General features: G+C 66.3%; 15 protein-coding genes and 1 pseudogene. 8 read left to right on the top strand and 8 right to left on the bottom strand.

Features of this window, described 5'->3' with window-relative positions; genetic code table 11:
• The coding region (locus tag ACWEFV_RS32265; protein WP_450072973.1) for a hypothetical protein at positions 1-94 on the top strand (94 nt) is incomplete at its 5' end.
• A 26-nt stretch (positions 95-120) separates the two neighbouring features.
• On the top strand, positions 121-1,026 hold the full coding sequence (hsaC, locus tag ACWEFV_RS32260; RefSeq protein WP_450073112.1) for an iron-dependent extradiol dioxygenase HsaC: 906 nt from the start codon (positions 121-123) through the stop codon (positions 1,024-1,026).
• A 63-nt stretch (positions 1,027-1,089) separates the two neighbouring features.
• Here hsaC and ACWEFV_RS32255 read toward each other — a convergent pair whose 3' ends face one another.
• The 8 genes from ACWEFV_RS32255 to ACWEFV_RS32220 all read right to left on the bottom strand — a co-directional run bounded on the left by ACWEFV_RS32255 (position 1,090) and on the right by ACWEFV_RS32220 (position 11,643).
• On the bottom strand, positions 1,090-1,533 hold the full coding sequence (locus tag ACWEFV_RS32255; RefSeq protein ID WP_450073111.1) for an ester cyclase: 444 nt from the start codon (positions 1,531-1,533) through the stop codon (positions 1,090-1,092).
• Between the two features lie 331 nt (positions 1,534-1,864).
• Entirely contained in the window at positions 1,865-3,013 is a 1,149-nt protein-coding gene (locus ACWEFV_RS32250) for a hypothetical protein (RefSeq protein ID WP_450073110.1), read from the bottom strand.
• Between the two features lie 304 nt (positions 3,014-3,317).
• Entirely contained in the window at positions 3,318-4,085 is a 768-nt protein-coding gene (locus tag ACWEFV_RS32245) for an enoyl-CoA hydratase family protein (RefSeq protein ID WP_450073109.1), read from the bottom strand.
• Positions 4,086-4,100: 15 nt separating this feature from the next.
• Positions 4,101-5,258 (bottom strand): acyl-CoA dehydrogenase family protein, encoded by a 1,158-nt coding sequence (locus tag ACWEFV_RS32240; RefSeq protein WP_135457948.1) that lies wholly within the window; start codon positions 5,256-5,258, stop codon positions 4,101-4,103.
• Complete coding sequence (locus ACWEFV_RS32235) at positions 5,255-7,246, bottom strand: ATP-binding protein (protein ID WP_450073108.1); 1,992 nt, start codon at positions 7,244-7,246, stop codon at positions 5,255-5,257. The genes ACWEFV_RS32240 and ACWEFV_RS32235 overlap by 4 nt, the downstream gene beginning before the upstream one ends.
• Positions 7,200-8,795 carry an acyl-CoA carboxylase subunit beta gene (locus ACWEFV_RS32230; protein WP_135457944.1) on the bottom strand — a complete coding sequence of 532 codons (1,596 nt, stop codon included), beginning with the start codon at positions 8,793-8,795 and terminating at the stop codon, positions 7,200-7,202. The genes ACWEFV_RS32235 and ACWEFV_RS32230 overlap by 47 nt, the downstream gene beginning before the upstream one ends.
• Positions 8,792-9,940: an acyl-CoA dehydrogenase family protein gene (locus ACWEFV_RS32225; RefSeq protein ID WP_450073107.1), complete on the bottom strand. Its 1,149-nt coding sequence runs from the start codon at positions 9,938-9,940 to the stop codon at positions 8,792-8,794. Before ACWEFV_RS32225 ends, ACWEFV_RS32230 begins: the two co-directional genes overlap by 4 nt.
• Complete coding sequence (locus tag ACWEFV_RS32220) at positions 9,937-11,643, bottom strand: acyclic terpene utilization AtuA family protein (protein ID WP_450073106.1); 1,707 nt, start codon at positions 11,641-11,643, stop codon at positions 9,937-9,939. Before ACWEFV_RS32220 ends, ACWEFV_RS32225 begins: the two co-directional genes overlap by 4 nt.
• 200 nt (positions 11,644-11,843) lie before the next feature.
• Between ACWEFV_RS32220 and rpmF the strand changes: the two genes are divergently transcribed.
• From rpmF to ACWEFV_RS32190, 6 genes and pseudogenes are all read left to right on the top strand, one after another.
• A complete protein-coding gene (gene rpmF, locus ACWEFV_RS32215) occupies positions 11,844-12,017 on the top strand; it encodes a 50S ribosomal protein L32 (protein WP_003885704.1) in 174 nt (57 codons plus the stop codon).
• Positions 12,018-12,164: 147 nt separating this feature from the next.
• Positions 12,165-12,851 carry a response regulator transcription factor gene (locus tag ACWEFV_RS32210; protein ID WP_135457937.1) on the top strand — a complete coding sequence of 229 codons (687 nt, stop codon included), beginning with the start codon at positions 12,165-12,167 and terminating at the stop codon, positions 12,849-12,851.
• A gap of 4 nt (positions 12,852-12,855) precedes the next feature.
• On the top strand, positions 12,856-14,355 hold the full coding sequence (locus ACWEFV_RS32205; RefSeq protein WP_210115575.1) for a sensor histidine kinase: 1,500 nt from the start codon (positions 12,856-12,858) through the stop codon (positions 14,353-14,355).
• Positions 14,356-14,552: 197 nt separating this feature from the next.
• The gene (locus ACWEFV_RS32200) at positions 14,553-15,947 is read left to right on the top strand and encodes a S1C family serine protease (RefSeq protein WP_450073105.1); all 1,395 of its coding nucleotides are present in this window, start codon (positions 14,553-14,555) and stop codon (positions 15,945-15,947) included.
• Positions 15,948-16,027: 80 nt separating this feature from the next.
• The gene (locus ACWEFV_RS32195) at positions 16,028-16,522 is read left to right on the top strand and encodes a MogA/MoaB family molybdenum cofactor biosynthesis protein (protein ID WP_135457933.1); all 495 of its coding nucleotides are present in this window, start codon (positions 16,028-16,030) and stop codon (positions 16,520-16,522) included.
• A gap of 690 nt (positions 16,523-17,212) precedes the next feature.
• Positions 17,213-17,404 (top strand): annotated as a pseudogene (locus tag ACWEFV_RS32190) (MspA family porin); the annotation flags it as partial.

Raw genomic sequence — 17,404 nt, 5'->3', positions numbered from 1 at the left:
CGGCCGGGTGCACGCCGCCAACGATCCCGAGCGTGCCTACCTGATCTTCGGCAACAACGAGTTCGGCCTGCCCCCGGCCGACACGATGGTCTGATGACCGCCACCCGGCAGATTCCTCCGATGAGCATCCGATCGCTGGGGTATCTGCGCATCGAGGCCACCGATATGGCGGCCTGGCGTGAGTACGGGTTGAAGGTACTCGGAATGGTGGAGGGCAGGGGTCTCACCGAGGGGGCGCTCTATCTGCGGATGGACGAGTTCCCGGCCCGACTCGTGATCGTCTCGGGCGAGAGTGATCGTCTGCTGGAGTCCGGCTGGGAGACCGCGAACGCTGAAGCGTTGCGTGATCTCCGTGCCGCCCTGGCCCGGGCGGGCATTCCCTACCGTGAGGCCACCGCGGCCGAGCTTGCCGATCGGCGCGTTGACGAGATGATTCGACTGCGGGACCCGTCGGGTAACACGCTGGAGCTGTTCCACGGCGCGGCGCTCGAGCATCGCCGGGTGGTGAGCCCCTACGGGCACAGGTTCGTCACCGGGGATCAGGGTCTGGGGCACGTGGTGCTGACCGCTCGCGATGACGCCGAATCGCTGCGTTTCTACCGAGACGTGCTCGGCTTCGCACTGCGTGACTCGATGCGGCTACCCCCGCAAGCGGTCGGCGGGCCCGCCGACGGCCCTCCGGCCTGGCTGCGGTTCCTCGGGGTCAACCCGCGCCACCACAGCCTGGCGTTTCTGCCGGGTGAGACTTCCAGCGGGATCGTGCATCTGATGATCGAGGTGGAGAACAGTGACGATCTGGGCCTCTGCCTGGATCGTGTGTCCCGCCGCGGGGTTCCACTGTCGGCGACGCTTGGCCGCCACGTCAACGACGAGATGCTGTCCTTCTACATGAAGACGCCCGGCGGCTTCGACCTCGAATTCGGCTGTGAGGGATTGCAGGTCGACGATCACGAGTGGACTGTCCGTGAATCGACCGCGGTCAGTTTGTGGGGTCACGACTTCACCGCCGGGTCGCACAACCGGTGACGGACGTGGGCTCCGGGGTGTGGATCCAGGGCCGCGGCCGGCCCTGGATCCACCGGAATCAGCTCAGGCGGGGGCCTTCTGCTGCGCTCCTGCGGGGATGAGGCCGAGCTGGTGCAGCATGCCCAGGGTGTCCCAGGTGACCCAACTTTCGGCGATCTTGCCGTCCTCGATGCGGTCGACATTGGTCAGGTTGATCCGGCTGTGTTTACCGGTGGCCGGCCGGCCCATGATCTCGCCGGTGTTATCGCCCTGCGCCTCGATCATCGTGCACACGTGATCGCCCTCGGCGAGTTGCATCTTGACGTCGAATCGCATGTTGGAGAACGAGTTCCGGTACATCGCCATCAGGCTCCGCATATGTTCGGGGCCGCGTTGATCTCCGAACGGATCCTGGGTGTCGTGGAAGGCGGCACCGGGAGCGACGAGATCGTCCAGCTCGCTTAGGTCACCGGAGGCAAACACCTCCCATATGCGTCGGGAAATCGCCTTGTTCTGGTCATTGGCCATGATTCCGGCCTTTCATGGGGACACCGCACGGCAGAGAACGTCCGCACAAGAACCGTAGAACTGCCGCAGGCGATGCGACAGACGCGTCGCAACGTTTGCTGCCGGACGCAACCACAGTCGCCTCGGCGGGGACTGGATGACCTGCTTCGACACATCGAGCTCAGGTGCAGTTTCGATCCTGATCTGTCTGTCGTTCGGGGTGCGGCACCGGTTTGGTGCTCAACATCGATACCCGCGGCATGCGATTGCCGAAGCCGGGTTGATCCTTCCGCTCCCCGGGCAACCACGGGCCCCTGCCCGGTGCCGGGCAGGGGCCAGTGGGGTGGGCGGTTTAGCCGTTGTCCGAATCGCCGTTAGCGCTGCCGCCAGTGGTTGCGCCTCCGGCGGTGTTCTTCTTCTTGTCGGCGCCGCTGTTCAGTCCTTTCAGGGACTTCTTGACGTTGTCGCGGATGCCCTTCAGCGTCTTGTCGACCTGGCCTGCGGCGTGGTCGATCGAGGCGCGCAGCTTCTGGCTCTGTCGCAAGGAGGTGGTGCCGGTCTTGCCGGGCCGGATCTTGTTGCCTGCTGAAAGATCGGTTACGCCATTGGAACTGACGCTGACTGCGGCAGGAGCCTCGGGGTCGGCCTGGGCCGCGGTGCCGGTGACTGCGGGGAGTTCAGGTGTGGCCGGTGCCGCGATCGCCAGGGTGCCTGCGCTCGCCGCTGCCGGGGCAGGCAGGGCGATCCCCGCCGCAAGTTGTCGCGGAAGCTTGATGAGTTGGTTGAGGACCAGCCCGCCGCTGACCAGACACCCGCAGCCGCCCCACTTCCGAAACTCGAAGATTCGCTTGAGCTGCTTCTCGGCAATATCGGCTGGGATATTGGCGATCGCGAATGCCGCCCCCGTGAGGTCACCGGAATTGGTCGCATCGAGCGCGTCCTGAGCGCCGACAGTGACCGAGGTGATCAGGTCGGACGGCACTCCAAGGGCCAAGCCGACCAATGTGCTCGCCGTCGGTACCGACAAGACTCCCTTCACCAGGGTGCTGAAATGATCAGTCATCAATCCGGGGATGCTCAGCAGATTCATCATCGGGAACCCGGCCCACATGATGTTGCCGAGCGCGTTTACCAGGACGGTTCCGGCCTGCTCGGGCTGTCCGGCTTGGATCAGCGCAGCGGCCTGGTTGATCGCGGGGGCCATCGTCAGTTCCGCCCAGTTCTGCAGGGCGGGAATGGCCTGTTGGAGACCCGCGACGTACCACCCGGCGTACGTCGACAGATTGGTGACGACTTGGCGCGCCAATGGCGCCGGATTCTCCATCCAGAAATCGGCGAGTTCGCCGATGTCCTCGCCGGTGTTCGCCGCAATCTGGCTCCAGCGGGTCAACGGATCAACGGTGGAAGTCAGTGCCACCTGTGCGGTCGAGATGGTGTTGGTGGCCGACTGGGTGACCGGCGGTGGCGCCAGCGGCGACACGGCGATGACACCGGCCCCCACAATTGCTAGCCCCGCTGTGGCGTACGAGCGTAACGCTGCGTGTATCAATGGTTTCCTTCCAAGGAGCGTGGAAACCGGGACGCTAGCAACGTGAGAGGCCGTCGCACTATGAATACAATAAAACTGGAATGGGGCAGCTAGATCCGAGTAAACGCTGAGAAATAGCCGCGTGGTGCATGTTTACCTGGTGAAACGGCTTGGCCGAGACTGGCGTCAGCAATCGTGCTTTCAATCGAACATATTGCAATGTGCAACAAGACGGGACGGCACTGCAACCTGTTCCAGGCGCCGTCCCGGCTCGGGCCTAGCCCGCCCAGTTCGGCGGGCGCTTCTGCAGGAACGCCGTCATGCCCTCGCGCGCCTCGTCGGACACGAACAGTTGTGCCGACTGCCGGGTCAGATCCTCGGCCAGCTCGTCGAACCCACGCAGGATCGCCGCAGTCGTAAGCCCCTTCGACGTCGCCAGCCCCTGCGGTGACCCCTTCGCGATCTCACCCGTCAGCGCGGCAACCGCACCGGATACGTCATCGGCGGACATGGTGATCAGCCCGATCTCGGCCGCCTCGGCGGCACCGAACTTCTCACCGGTGACGAAGTACCGTCCCGCCGCCCGCGGCAACATCTTGGGCAACAGCGTCAGCGAAATGATCGACGGTGCAACGCCGATACGCGCTTCGGTCAACGCGAACGTACTCTGCGGACCGGCGACGACGAGATCGCACGCACCGACCAGTCCCATCCCGCCGGCCCGCACGTGCCCGTCGATCGCGCCGATCACCGGAATCGGTAATTCCAGGATGGCCCGCAGCAGCTTGGTCATCTCGCGGGCCCGGTCGACAGCGATGTCGCCGGGATCCTGGCCGGCGGCCTCGCTGAGATCGGCTCCGGCGCAGAAGGTCCCACCGGTGTGCCCGAGCACCACCGCCCGGACCCCGGGCTCGTCGGCGGCATCGGAGAAGCCCTGGAGCAACTGCTCGATCAGGGCCGTGGACAGCGCGTTGCGGTTGTGTGGGGAATCCAACGTCAGCCGGGCGACGTTGCCCTCGACCGCGTAATGAACTAAAGACGTCATTGTCAGTACGGCCCGTCAGTATGAGCGAGGAAGACCCAGCGAGGTCTGCGCGACGAAGTTCAGGATCATCTCGCGGCTTACCGGCGCGATGCGGGCGAGCTTCGATGCCGTCACCGCAGCGGCGATGCCGTACTCCTTGGTCAGGCCGTTGCCGCCGAGGGATTGCACGGCCTGATCGACCGCCCGCACCGACGCCTCACCTGCCGCGTACTTGGCCATGTTGGCGGCCTCGGCCGCACCGAAGTCGTCGCCGGCGTCATACAGCGTCGCGGCCTTCTGCATCATCAGCTTGGCCAGCTCCACCTCGATGTGGTTCTGCGCCAGCGGGTGCGAGATACCTTGGTGTGAACCGATCGGCACCTTCCAGACCTGGCGGGTCTTCACGTAGTCGACAGCCTTGTTGATGGCGAACCGGCCCACACCGACCGCGCTGGCCGCACCCATGATGCGTTCGGGGTTCAGCCCGGCGAACAGCTGCGCGATCGCGGCATCTTCCGAACCCACCAGCGCATCGGCGGGCAGCCGGACGTCGTCGAGGAACACCTGGAATTGGCTCTCCGGGCTGATGATCTCCATCTCGATCTTGGTCCAGCTCAGGCCCGGGGTGTCGGTGGGGATGACGAACAGCGCCGGCTTGAGGTTTCCGGTCTTGTGATCCTCGGTGCGGCCGACGACAAGCACCGCCTGCGCCTGGTCGATACCGGAGATGAACGTCTTCTGGCCCTTGAGGATCCAGTCGCTGCCGTCGCGTTTGGCGGTGGTGGTGATGCGGTGGCTGTTGGAACCCGCATCAGGCTCGGTGATCGCGAAGGCCATGGTGATCGACCCGTCGGCGATGCCGGGGATCCAGCGCTTCTTCTGCTCCTCGGTGCCGAACTTGGAGATGATGGTGCCGTTGATTGCGGGGGAGACGACCATCATCAGCAGCGCCGACCCGGCCGCCGACATCTCTTCCATCACCATGGACAGCTCGTACATGCCGGCGCCGCCGCCGCCGTACTCCTCGGGCAGGTTCACCCCGATGAAGCCGAGTTTTCCTGCCTCATTCCACAATTCGGTGGTGTGCTGGCCGGAGCGGGCCTTCTCCAGGTAGTAGTCCTGCCCGTAGTTGGCGGCCATCGCGGCGACCGCCTGGCGCAGTGCCTTCTGTTCTTCGGTTTCGATGAAGCTCATGACTGTTCTCCTTCAGGGTTCTCTACGCGGGCAAGTACGGCGCCGACCTCGACCTGTTGGCCTGCGGCGACATTGAGTTCGGCCAGCACCCCGTCTTCGGGTGCGGCGATGGTGTGCTCCATCTTCATGGCCTCCAGCCAGATCAGCGGTTGGCCGGCGGTGACGGTGTCGCCGACGGCGGCGCCGACCCGGACCACCGAACCGGGCATCGGTGCCAGCAGCGAGCCGTGTGCGACCGCATCGTCCGGATCGGGGAAGCGCGGCAGCGCAGTGAACGCCACGGGGCCCAGTGGAGAGTCGACGAACACCTGATCGCCATAACGCGCCACGTCGAACGCGCGGTCGACACCGTTGACCGTGAGCACCACCCGGTCCGGGGTCGCCGACGCCGGGGAAACTCCGTCGTCGTCGGGCAGCTCGACCCCGGTGCGGGTGAACCGGTAGCGCACCGCGACGTCATCACCCGCGGCGTTGCGGTACGTCCGTGACTGGTAGCCCGAAACCAGGTTGCGCCATCCGCTGGGTGCGGCACCGAAAACCGTTGCGCTACTGCGGTTGTGTGCGGCCTCGGCCAACGCCGCCGCGATCGCCGACAGCGTCACCACTCCCGCACCGGCCAGCGGAGCGGCCAGGACATCGAGCCCGTGCGTGTCGAAGAACGCCGTGTCGGTGGCCCCGTCCAGGAATGCCGGATGCCGCAGCACATTCACCAGCAGATCGCGGTTGGTTCGCAGTCCGTGAATCCGGGTGCGGGCCAACGCATCGGCCAGCACGGTCGCGGCTTGACGGCGGGTCGGGGCATACGAGATGACCTTGGCCAGCATGGGGTCGTAGAAGATCGACACCACCGAGCCGTCCTCGATACCGGTGTCGACGCGCACCTGCCCGGGGACATCGAACCGGTGCACGGTGCCGGCCTGAGGCTGCCAGCCCTTGGCCGGATCCTCGGCATACAGGCGGGCCTCGATGGCCGAACCACGCGAGGCCGGCGGCTCGGCGTCGAGTCGGCCGCCGTCGGCGACCAGGATCTGCAGCTCGACCAGATCGAGCCCAGTGGTGGCCTCGGTGACCGGATGCTCCACCTGCAGGCGGGTATTCATCTCCAGGAAGAAGAAGTCCCCCTGCTCGTCCGCCATGAACTCGACGGTGCCCGCGCCGGCGTAGCCGATCGCCTCGGCGGCCAGCCGGGCCGCGTCGAACAGCTTCTCCCGCATCCCGGGGGTACGTTCCACCAGAGGCGACGGCGCTTCCTCGATGACCTTCTGGTGACGCCGCTGGATCGAGCACTCACGCTCGCCGACCGCCCACACCGTGCCGTGCTCATCGGCCAGCACCTGTACCTCGACGTGATGGCCGGCGGCCAGGTAGCGCTCGCAGAACACCGTCGGATCACCGAACGCCGACTGTGCCTCACGCTGGGCTGCGGCCACTTCGCTTGGCAGATCCGACAGTTCGCGCACCACGCGCATGCCGCGGCCACCACCGCCGGCCGAGGCCTTCACCAGGACCGGCAGCTGGTCGGCCGTCACCGTCGACGGATCGAGCTCGGTGAGCACCGGAACGCCGGCCGCGGCCATCATCTTCTTGGCTTCGATCTTGGAGCCCATCGCCTGTACGGCGTTCACCGGCGGACCGATCCAGGTCAGCCCGGCATCGATCACGGCGGCCGCGAAATCCGGGTTCTCGGAAAGGAACCCGTAGCCGGGATGAATGGCGTCCGCGCCGGACGCCTGGGCGGCGGCGATGATCTGCGCGGAATCGAGATAGCCGTTGTTGCCTTCCAGCCGCACCCGGGCGTCTGCCTCGGCGACGTGCGGGGACCCGGCATCGGGGTCGGTGTACACGGCGACCGTGCCGATGCCGAGACGACGGCAGGTCTCGAACACCCGGCGCGCGATCTCGCCGCGGTTGGCGACCAGAACTCTCGTAATCACTGTTCGCTCACATCCTGAAGACGCCGAAGTTCGACGTCCCCTCGATCGGGCCATTCGCAATGGCGGACAGGCACATTCCCAGCACGGTGCGGGTATCGCGGGGGTCGATCACCCCGTCGTCGTACAACCGGCCGGACAGGAACATCGGCAGCGACTCGGCCTCGATCTGGGCCTCGACCGCGGCCCGCAACGCGGCGTCGGCGGCCTCGTCGACCTGCTGACCGCGGGCCTCTGCGGCGGCGCGACTGACGATCGAGAGCACCCCGGCCAGCTGGGTGCCGCCCATCACGGCGGACTTGGACGACGGCCAGGCGAACAGGAACCGCGGGTCATAGGCCCGCCCGCACATGCCGTAGTGGCCCGCGCCGTAGGAGGCTCCCAGCAGCAGCGAGATGTGCGGCACCGTGGAGTTCGACACCGCATTGATCATCATCGAGCCGTGCTTGATCATGCCGCCCTCTTCGTACTGCTTACCCACCATGTAGCCGGTGGTGTTGTGCAGGAACAGAAGTGGGGTATCGGACCGGTTGGCCAGCTGGATGAACTGGGTGGCCTTCTGAGACTCCTCACTGAACAGCACCCCGCGGGCATTCGCCAGGATCCCCACCGGGTAGCCGTACAGCGTGGCCCATCCCGTCACCAGCGAGGACCCGTACAACGGTTTGAACTCGTCGAAGTCCGAGCCGTCGACGATGCGGGCGATCACATCGCGCGGGTCGAACGGGATACGCAGATCGGCGGGGACGATGCCGATGAGCTCCTCCGGGTCGAACTTCGGCTCGACCACCGGTGCGGGGACGGGGCCCTTCTTCCGCCAGTTCAGCCGGGCCACGATGCGCCGCCCGATCCGGATCGCGTCGAGCTCGTCATTGGCCAGGTAGTCACCCAGACCCGAAGTGCGGGCGTGCATCTCGGCACCGCCCAGTGACTCGTCGTCGGACTCCTCACCGGTGGCCATCTTGACCAGCGGCGGCCCGGCCAGGAACACCTTGGAGCGTTCCTTGATCATCACCACGTGATCGGACATGCCCGGCACGTACGCACCGCCGGCCGTCGAGTTGCCGAACACCAGCGCGATGGTCGGGATGCCCGCCGCCGACAGCCGGGTCAGATCGCGGAACATCTGCCCGCCCGGGATGAAGATCTCCTTCTGCGTCGGCAGATCGGCGCCACCGGACTCGACGAGGGAGACCACCGGAAGCCGGTTCTCCATCGCGATCTGGTTGGCGCGCAGGATCTTCTTGAGCGTCCACGGGTTGCTGGTGCCGCCCTTGACCGTCGGATCATTCGCGACGATCAGGCACTCGACACCCTCCACGGCGCCGATACCGCAGACGACGCTGGCGCCCACGGTGAAATCACTGCCCCAGGCCGCCAACGGGCTCAGCTCCAGGAACGGCGCGTCGGGATCCAGCAGCAGCTCCACCCGCTCGCGTGCGGTGAGCTTGCCGCGGCCGTGATGGCGGTCCACATACTTGGGTCCGCCACCGGCCAGGGCCTTGGCGTGCTCGGTGTCGAGTTCGGCGAGCTTGGTCGCCATCACCTCGGCGGCCTCGGTGAACCCGGGGGAGCTCGGATCGATCGTGGATTTGAGAGTGGTCATGACTGGAACCCCAATGTCTTTGCGGCCAACGAGGTCAGGATCTCGGTGGTACCCCCGCCGATACCCAGGATGCGCATGTCGCGGTACTGCCGCTCGACCTCGGACTCGGCCATGTACCCCATGCCGCCGAACAGCTGGACGGCCTGATTGGCCACCCACTCGCCGGTCTCCACGGCCGTGTTCTTGGCGAAGCACACCTCGGTGATCAGATTCGCCTCGCCCGCGAGCTGCCGCTCCACCACATGGCGCGTGTAGACCCGGGCCACGTCGATCCGCCGGGCCATTTCAGCCAGGGTGTTCTGCACCGACTGCCGGGCGATCAGAGGCTTGCCGAAGGTTTCGCGGTCGCGGCACCACTGCACGGTCAGATCCAGGCAGCGCTGTGCGCTGGCGTAGGCCTGCACGGCCAGGCCCACCCGCTCGGAGACGAACGCCGCCGCGATCTGGAAGAAGCCGGAGTTCTCCGCGCCGATCAGGTTGGCCACCGGTACCCGCACGTCGGTGTAGGACAGCTCGGCGGTATCGCTTGACCGCCAACCCATCTTGTCGAGCTTGCGGCTGACCTCAAAGCCCGGCGTGCCCTTGTCCACCACGATCAGTGAGACGCCCGCCGCTCCCGGTCCTCCGGTGCGGGACGCGGTGACGACGTAGTCCGCACGCACACCCGAGGTGATGTACGTCTTGGCGCCGTTGAGGATGTAGTCATCACCGTCGCGGGTGGCCTTCGTGGTGAGGTGCCCGACGTCGGAGCCGCCACCGGGTTCGGTGATTGCCAGGGATCCGATGAGATCCCCGCGCAGCGTGGGCTTCACGTATGTCTCGATCAGGCGCTCGTCGCCCGAGGCGATCATGTGCGGCACCGCGATGCCGCAAGTGAACAACGAGGCGAACACGCCGCCGGGCGAACCCGCGTAATGCATTTCCTCGCAGATGATCACGGCGTCGGCGCCGTCGCCGCCACCACCACCGGCCGACTCGGGGAAATTGGCCCCGAGCAGGCCGGCCTCGCCGGCCTTGCGGTGCAGTTCGCGCGGCAGCTCGCCCGTGCGTTCCCACTCGGCGGCGTGCGGCAGCACCTCGCGCTCGGCAAAACTGCGCACCGTCTTGCGCAATGCCTCGCGCTCGGGCGAAGTCCAGATGCTCACTTGATGAGTTCCTCCGGGATATCGAGATGACGGCTGCGCAACCATTCGCCCAGCCCCTTGGCCTGCGGATCGAATCGGGCCTGATACGCGACGCCCTGGCCGAGAATGCCCTCGATCACAAAGTTCACGGCCCGCAGATTCGGCAGCAGGTGCCGGGTGACCGGCAGATCGGCTGTCTCGGGCAGTAATTCACGAATCTTGTCGACAGTGAGCGTGTGGGCCAGCCAGCGCCACGCCTCGTCGGTGCGTACCCACACGCCGACATTGGCCGACCCGCCCTTGTCGCCGCTGCGGGCGCCGGCGATCGTGCCGAGCGCGGCGCGCCGAGTGGTCCCGGTGGGGAGCGCCTCGGGCAGGGCGGGATCGGGCACCGAAGCCAGATCGAGGGTTTCGCTCGCCGGAGCGATACCGATCCGCGTGCCATCGGCGTGCACGGCGATGTGCGGCACCTCGGCGGCATCGACGTAGCCGGGTACGAACACCCCGTATATCTGACCGTCGCCCGGGGGTGCGGTGGTGGTGAATCCCGGATAGCTCGCCAGCGCGAGTTCCACACCTGCCGAGGAGAATTGGCGTCCGACGATGTTGGGATCGGGATCGCGGACCACGCAGTGCAGCAGGGCGCTGGCGGCCTCCTCGGTATCGGCATCGGGATGATCGGTGCGAGCCAGCGTCCAATCCAGTTCGGCCGGGCGGACTTTCAGGCCGGCCTCCAACTGGCTGCGCACAAGCTGGGCCTTGGCCTCGATGTCCAGTCCGGTCAGCACGAACGTGGCGGCGTTGCGGAATCCGCCGATGCTGTTGCACGACACCTTCAGCGTCGGCGGTGGGGCCTCGCCCGTCACTCCGGAGATGCGTACGCGGTTGTCGCCGTCCTGGCTCAATTGCAACGAGTCCACCCGCAGCGTCACATCGGGATTGGCGTAGCGGGCGCCGGTGATCTCGTAGAGCAGCTGCGCGGTGACCGTGCCGACGCTGACCTGCCCGCCGGTGGCCGCATGCTTGGTGATCACCGAGGAACCGTCGGCGGAGATCTCGGCGATGGGGAATCCGGGGCGGGCCAGATCTGGAATTTCTGCGAAGAAGGAGTAATTGCCTCCGGTGGCCTGGGTGCCGCACTCGATTACGTGACCGGCAGCCACCGCCCCGGCCAGCGCGTCGTAGTCGGTGGCCTTCCAGCCGAAGTGTGCGGCCGCGGGCCCGACGATCACCGACGCGTCTGTGACGCGGCCGGTGACGACGACGTCGGCGCCGGAATTCAGACAGTCGACGATGCCCCACGCGCCCAGGTAGGCATTGGCGGCCAGCGGCGTGCCCAGGCCCAGCTCGGAAGCCCGCCCGACCAGGTCGTCGCCCTCGACGTGGGCGACGTTGACGTCGAGGCCCAGCCGTTCGGCCAGCGCCCGCACGGCGGCGGCCAGCCCTGCGGGGTTCAATCCGCCGGCGTTGGCCACGATCTTCACGCCGTTGTCCAACGCCAGCCCGAGCGACTGCTCCAGCTGGGTCAGGAAGGTCTTGGCGTAGCCGCGGTCAGGGTTCTTGGCCCGGTCGCGGGCCAGGATCAGCATCGTGAGTTCGGCGAGGTAATCGCCGGTCAGATAGTCCAGCTCACCACCGGTGAGCATGTCTCGCATCGCGGACAGCCGATCACCGTAAAAGCCCGAACAGTTGCCGATGCGAACCGCACCAGTCCCTGAAGGCACATGCACTCCCGTCGACGCTGACAATGAATACCTACCAACCAACCAACCGGTAGGTTAGCCGGTGTCGCAGGTCTCACGTCAAGCGCTGACCCGCGTTTTGGATCCGACGCGGGACAACCGTTACTCTGTACCTAATCGTCGCCGCCGGCGTGCCCATTTCGGTTCGCGCGGCAACAACCCAGAACAAGGAGATGCACGTCATGGCTGTGCCCAAGCGCAGAATGTCGCGCGCGAACACCCGTAGCCGGCGCGCGCAGTGGAAGGCCGAGGCCACCGGTCTCGTCGGCGTCAATGTCGCCGGTCAGCAGCACAAGGTGCCGCGCCGTCTGCTCAAGGCCGCTCGTCTCGGCCTGGTCGACCTCGACAAGCGCTAGAACCGCAGAACACTTCCTCAAAAAGCGCTATCACTCGTGATAGCGCTTTTTGTCGTGCTCAGGGTTGTCCAGGCCCCCTGAAAACGCTCGGGGAATTTGCGGCGCGCCTCTCAGCCCACTCTCAGACAGCAGGTTGAAACTGTGCCTGTGCGCATACTTGTCGTTGACGACGATCGCGCTGTGCGCGAATCCCTCCGCCGGTCGCTTTCCTTCAATGGTTATTCGGTCGAACTTGCCCAGGATGGGGTCGAAGCCCTCGAATCGATTGCCAATGACCGGCCTGACGCTGTGGTTCTGGACGTGATGATGCCGCGGATGGACGGCCTGGAGGTGTGCCGGCAGCTCCGCAGCACCGGCGACGATCTGCCGATCCTGGTGTTGACCGCGCGCGACACCACCTCGGAGAAAGTGGCCGGGCTGGACGCCGGCGCCGACGATTACCTGCCCAAGCCGTTCGCCCTCGAGGAACTGCTGGCGCGGATGCGCGCGTTGCTGCGTCGTACCGTCAGCGACGATGGCACCGACTCGCAGAAGATGACGTTCACAGACCTCACGCTGGACCCGGTGACCCGCGAGGTGACCCGCGGCGAGCGTCAGATCAGCCTCACCCGCACCGAGTTCTCGCTGTTGGAGATGCTGATCGCCAACCCGCGGCGGGTGCTGACCCGTAGCCGCATCCTCGAAGAGGTGTGGGGTTTCGACTTCCCGACCTCAGGCAATGCCCTCGAGGTGTACATCGGCTACCTGCGCCGCAAGACCGAGGCCGAAGGAGAGCCCCGGCTGATCCACACCGTGCGCGGCGTCGGTTACGTCCTGCGTGAAACGCCCCCCTGATTTGATGGCGCTCAACGCAAACACTTGGCGAACCGCGACCGACTCCGGGCGGCTCGCCGCCGTGAACCTACGGAACACCAGCTCACTGTCGTTGCGCTGGCGCGTGATGATGCTCGCGATGTCGATGGTGGCCATGGTGGTCGTTCTGATGGCCGTCGCCGTCTACGCCGTCGTCTCGCGGGCGCTCTATGACGACCTGGACAACCAGCTGCACAGCCGCGCCCGGCTGCTCATCGAGAGCGGATCGCTGGCCGCCGATCCGGGTAAGGCGATCGAGGGCACCGCGTACTCCGACGTCAACGCGATGCTGGTGATCCCGGGCCGGTCCATTTACACGGCCAACCAGCAGGGCCAGATGCTGCCGCTGGGCAAGCCCGAGAAGGACGTCATCTCCGGCGAACTCCTGATGTCCCTGCGCACCGCCAACCACCAGCGGGTGCTTGCGGTGCACCTGGCCAACGGCAGTTCCCTGTTGATCTCCAAGAGCCTGGCGCCCACTGTCCAAGTGCTGAGACGGTTGGGCACAGTGCTGCTCATCGTCGGCGGCGTCGGGGTGGCGGTGGCCGCCATGGCCGGTGGTGCGGTGGCCAGGGCGGGCCTGCGGCCGGTGGGCAGACTCACCGAAGCCGCCGAGCGGGTGGCCCGCACCGACGACCTGCGGCCCATCCCGGTGGTCGGCAGCGACGAGCTGGCCCGGCTGACCGAGGCGTTCAACATGATGTTGCGGGCGCTGGCCGAATCGAGGGAACGCCAGTCCCGGCTGGTGTCCGACGCCGGGCACGAGCTGAGAACGCCGCTGACCTCACTGCGCACCAACGTCGAACTGCTGATGGCCTCGCAGGCGCCCGGGGCGCCGCCGCTGCCCAAGGACGAGATGGACGGGCTGCAGCAGGACGTGATCGCGCAGATCGAGGAGCTGTCCACCCTGGTCGGCGACCTTGTCGACCTCACCCGCGACGACGCCGGCGGCATCACTCCCGAGCCGGTCGACATGTCCGAGGTCGTCGAACGCAGCCTGGAACGGGTCCGGCGGCGCCGCAACGACATCGAATTCGATGTCGACGTCATCGGCTGGCAGGTGTTCGGCGACGCACCCGGGCTGGGCCGTGCCGTGCTGAACCTGCTCGACAACGCCGCCAAGTGGAGTCCGGCCGGCGGCCGGGTCGGTGTGCGGTTGCATCAGGTCGACCCGACGCACGCCGAACTGGTGGTCTCCGACCATGGGCCCGGCATCCCGCCACAGGACCGTGCGCTGGTGTTCGAGCGCTTCTACCGCTCGGATGCGGCGAGGGCGATGCCGGGATCCGGCCTCGGATTGGCTATCGTCCAGCAAGTGGTGCTCAAACACGGTGGCGCACTGCGGATTGACGACACCGTGCCGGGCGGCACTCCACCGGGCGCTTCGTTCCACATGGTGTTGCCGGGGCAACCGATCCCCAGCGGCGACGCGACACACCTGCCGCTGGCCGACGGTGGGCGCACTGTCGGCGCGGAGAAAAGGTGAGACAGTTAATTCAGTCGGGGGACTAGTCATGGATGGATCAGAGATCTCTAAGTGGATTCTCAGCCCATCTGGGCAACCTGAGTGGCAGCGAGTTCGTTTGACGAATTGACAGACACACAAGGGTTGGACAAACGGGTCGGACCGGACCGGCGTTACACGCCGACGGACCAATTACCAAGAGAAGAGCACGCAGCACAATGACGAACCACCCGAGGTACCCCCAACAGCCGGAGCAGCATCCCGGCGGCGTTGCCCCCGGATACGGCGGTGCGCGTCCTGATCCTTACCAGCAACAGCAGTACGACTGGCGCTACGCCCGTCAACAGCCGCAGCAGCACCCGCCGCATCAGGCCCAGCAGCACCAGAACCCGCAGCACCAGAACCCGCAGCACCAGAGCCCGCAGCAGGCGTACCGCGCGCCCTATGACCCGTACCGGATTCCGGCCGGCCCGCAGCCCGTCCCGGCCAAGAAACGCTCCAGGACCGGTCTGGTCGCCGGGGCGCTTGCCGTGGCCGTGGTGTCGGCCGGCATCGGCGGCGGTGTCGCCACGCTGGTGAACGACGACCACCCGCGCCTGGGCAGCCAGGGTCTCGGCGCCGCGCCGACGGTTCCCGCGGCTGCGCTGCCCCCCGGTTCGGTGGAGCAGGTGGCGGCCAAGGTGGTGCCGAGTGTGGTCAAGCTCGAGACCGATCTGGGCCGCGCTTCCGAGGAGGGCTCAGGCATCATCCTCACTGCCGACGGCCTCATCCTGACCAACAACCACGTCGTGCAGGGCGCCAAGCCGGGAGCGCCCGCCCCGGCGACCGCACCGGGCGGGGCACCGGTCGGCGCCCAGACCAAGGTGACGTTCTCCGACGGGACGACCAAGCCGTTCACCGTCGTCGGCACCGACCCCAGCAGCGACATCGCCGTCGTGCGCGCGCAGGACGTCTCGGGTCTCACCCCCATCACCCTCGGCTCGTCGGCCAACCTGCGGGTGGGCCAGGACGTCGTCGCGATCGGGTCGCCGCTGGGGCTGGAAGGCACCGTCACCACCGGCATCATCAGTGCGCTGAACCGGCCGGTTGCGGCCGGCGGCGACGCCCGCAACCAGAACACCGTGCTCGACGCCATCCAGACCGACGCCGCCATCAACCCGGGCAACTCCGGTGGCGCGCTGGTCAACATGAACGGCGAACTGGTCGGGATCAACTCGGCGATCGCCACCATGGGCGGGGATTCGCCTCAGGCGCAGAGCGGCTCGATCGGACTGGGCTTCGCGATCCCGGTGGATCAGGCCAAGCGCATCGCCGACGAGCTGATCCAGAGTGGCACGGCCTCGCATGCCTCGCTGGGTGTGCAGGTGGCCAACGACAAGGCCACCGACGGCGCCAAGATCGTGGAGGTCACCAATGGCGGGGCCGCCGCGGCGGCCGGTCTGCCCAGCGGTGTGGTGGTCACCAAGGTCGACGACCGGGTGATCGGCAGCGCTGACGCGCTCGTGGCGGCGGTGCGGTCCAAGGCCCCCGGCGACAAGGTCACGCTGACCTTCCTGGACCAGGGCGGCAAGCCGCAGACCATCGAGGTCACGCTCGGCCGGGCGGAGCAGTGAGCACCGTGATCGGATCGGACAGGATCGCCACCCTCCGTCTGGCTACACCGTTGTCTGCCGCCGGATATACGGTTGCAGGCATGGAACAACCAGGGGAGTTGGTGGGCCGGGCGCTCGTCGTCGTCGTGGACGATCGCACCGCACATGGCGAGGAAGACCACAGCGGTCCATTGGTCACGGAATTGTTGGGCGAAGCAGGTTTCGTCGTCGACGGGGTCGTGGTCGTGTCCGCCGACGAGGTCGAGATCCGGAACGCGTTGAACACCGCGGTGATCGGCGGCGTCGATCTGGTGGTATCGGTCGGCGGGACGGGGGTGACACCGCGCGATGTGACGCCGGAGGCCACCCTGGACATTCTCGACCGGGAGCTGCTCGGCATCGCCGAGGCGCTGCGGGCATCGGGGCTTTCGGCCGGCATCGTCGATGCGGGGCTGTCCCGTGGTCTGTGTGGCGTCTCGGGCAGCACGTTGGTGGTGAATATCGCCGGGTCACGTGCTGCGGTGCGCGACGGTATGGCCACCCTCGGGCCACTGGCCGCACAAGTCATAGGCCAGCTATCAAGTCTGGAGATCTGAACGCAAATGAAACGGCGGCCACCGGCCGCCGTTTCGTTTTCCAGGCGAATGTCACGCCGAGCGACGTTGCTGGTTAAGAGCAGGTTAACGGTTGGCGTACCGGCACATAGGATGAGATGTGATGTTCGTCACAAAGGGGATTGAAGATGTCAGAAGCGAACAAAATGTCCCGCCACGCAGTTAACAAGATCTTCGGTGAGGCCCTCCCGGACATCTCTCCCGACGAACGCGACACAGCTTCGCCGGACGACGACGCCGACCGTGACCGGTGGTTGAGGAACAACATTCCGCCGCATCACCAATGAATAGGTGAACGGCTTGTAAGGGCAGGAAACATCCGCCTCGCACTGTGTTCTGGACCTCAGTTCGTTACTAAGGCGAACGGCATCACAGCATTGCCGCGAGGCCCAATTCGCAGCGTCGTGGCGTAGTGAGCAATCTTCCAGCCACTTTTCAGCAAATTTTGATCGATCGACCGTATGCAGCTCTGCGGATATGTGCTTGCGTTGCCGCCCCGGTGGGCTGCCGTTATGTTCCTGATGTCAACGATGTGCATTTCGTAAGAGCAACGTGTGGGTTTCTAATCCGCGTCACATGTTGGGCTTGCGAGGCGATACGGTCTGCGGGGGCCGGGTAGCCGACCACAAAAGGTGAGCCTCCGGGATCACCGGCGAAATAGCTAGGGAGAACATGAAGGCATTCAGTCGGGTGCTGGTCGCGATGGTGGCAACCGTCGCGGCGCTGTTTACGAGCACGGGCACTTCTCATGCGGGTCTGGACAATGAATTGAGCCTGGTTGATGGTCAGGACCGGACCCTGACCGTTCAGCAGTGGGACACCTTCCTCAACGGTGTGTTCCCGCTGGACCGCAACCGGCTGACC

Source organism: Mycobacterium sp. NPDC004974, assembly GCF_053600815.1.
This window is presented reverse-complemented; position numbering and strand designations above follow the sequence as displayed.

Coding starts and splice junctions, on each gene's coding strand:
- hsaC (WP_450073112.1), top strand. CDS start 121: ATGAGCATCCGATCGCTGGGGTATCTGCGCATCGAGGCCACCGATATG.
- ACWEFV_RS32255 (WP_450073111.1), bottom strand. CDS start 1,533: ATGGCCAATGACCAGAACAAGGCGATTTCCCGACGCATATGGGAGGTG.
- ACWEFV_RS32245 (WP_450073109.1), bottom strand. CDS start 4,085: ATGACGTCTTTAGTTCATTACGCGGTCGAGGGCAACGTCGCCCGGCTG.
- ACWEFV_RS32240 (WP_135457948.1), bottom strand. CDS start 5,258: ATGAGCTTCATCGAAACCGAAGAACAGAAGGCACTGCGCCAGGCGGTC.
- ACWEFV_RS32235 (WP_450073108.1), bottom strand. CDS start 7,246: ATGGCCCGATCGAGGGGACGTCGAACTTCGGCGTCTTCAGGATGTGAG.
- ACWEFV_RS32230 (WP_135457944.1), bottom strand. CDS start 8,795: ATGACCACTCTCAAATCCACGATCGATCCGAGCTCCCCCGGGTTCACC.
- rpmF (WP_003885704.1), top strand. CDS start 11,844: ATGGCTGTGCCCAAGCGCAGAATGTCGCGCGCGAACACCCGTAGCCGG.
- ACWEFV_RS32205 (WP_210115575.1), top strand. CDS start 12,856: ATGGCGCTCAACGCAAACACTTGGCGAACCGCGACCGACTCCGGGCGG.
- ACWEFV_RS32200 (WP_450073105.1), top strand. CDS start 14,553: ATGACGAACCACCCGAGGTACCCCCAACAGCCGGAGCAGCATCCCGGC.
- ACWEFV_RS32195 (WP_135457933.1), top strand. CDS start 16,028: ATGGAACAACCAGGGGAGTTGGTGGGCCGGGCGCTCGTCGTCGTCGTG.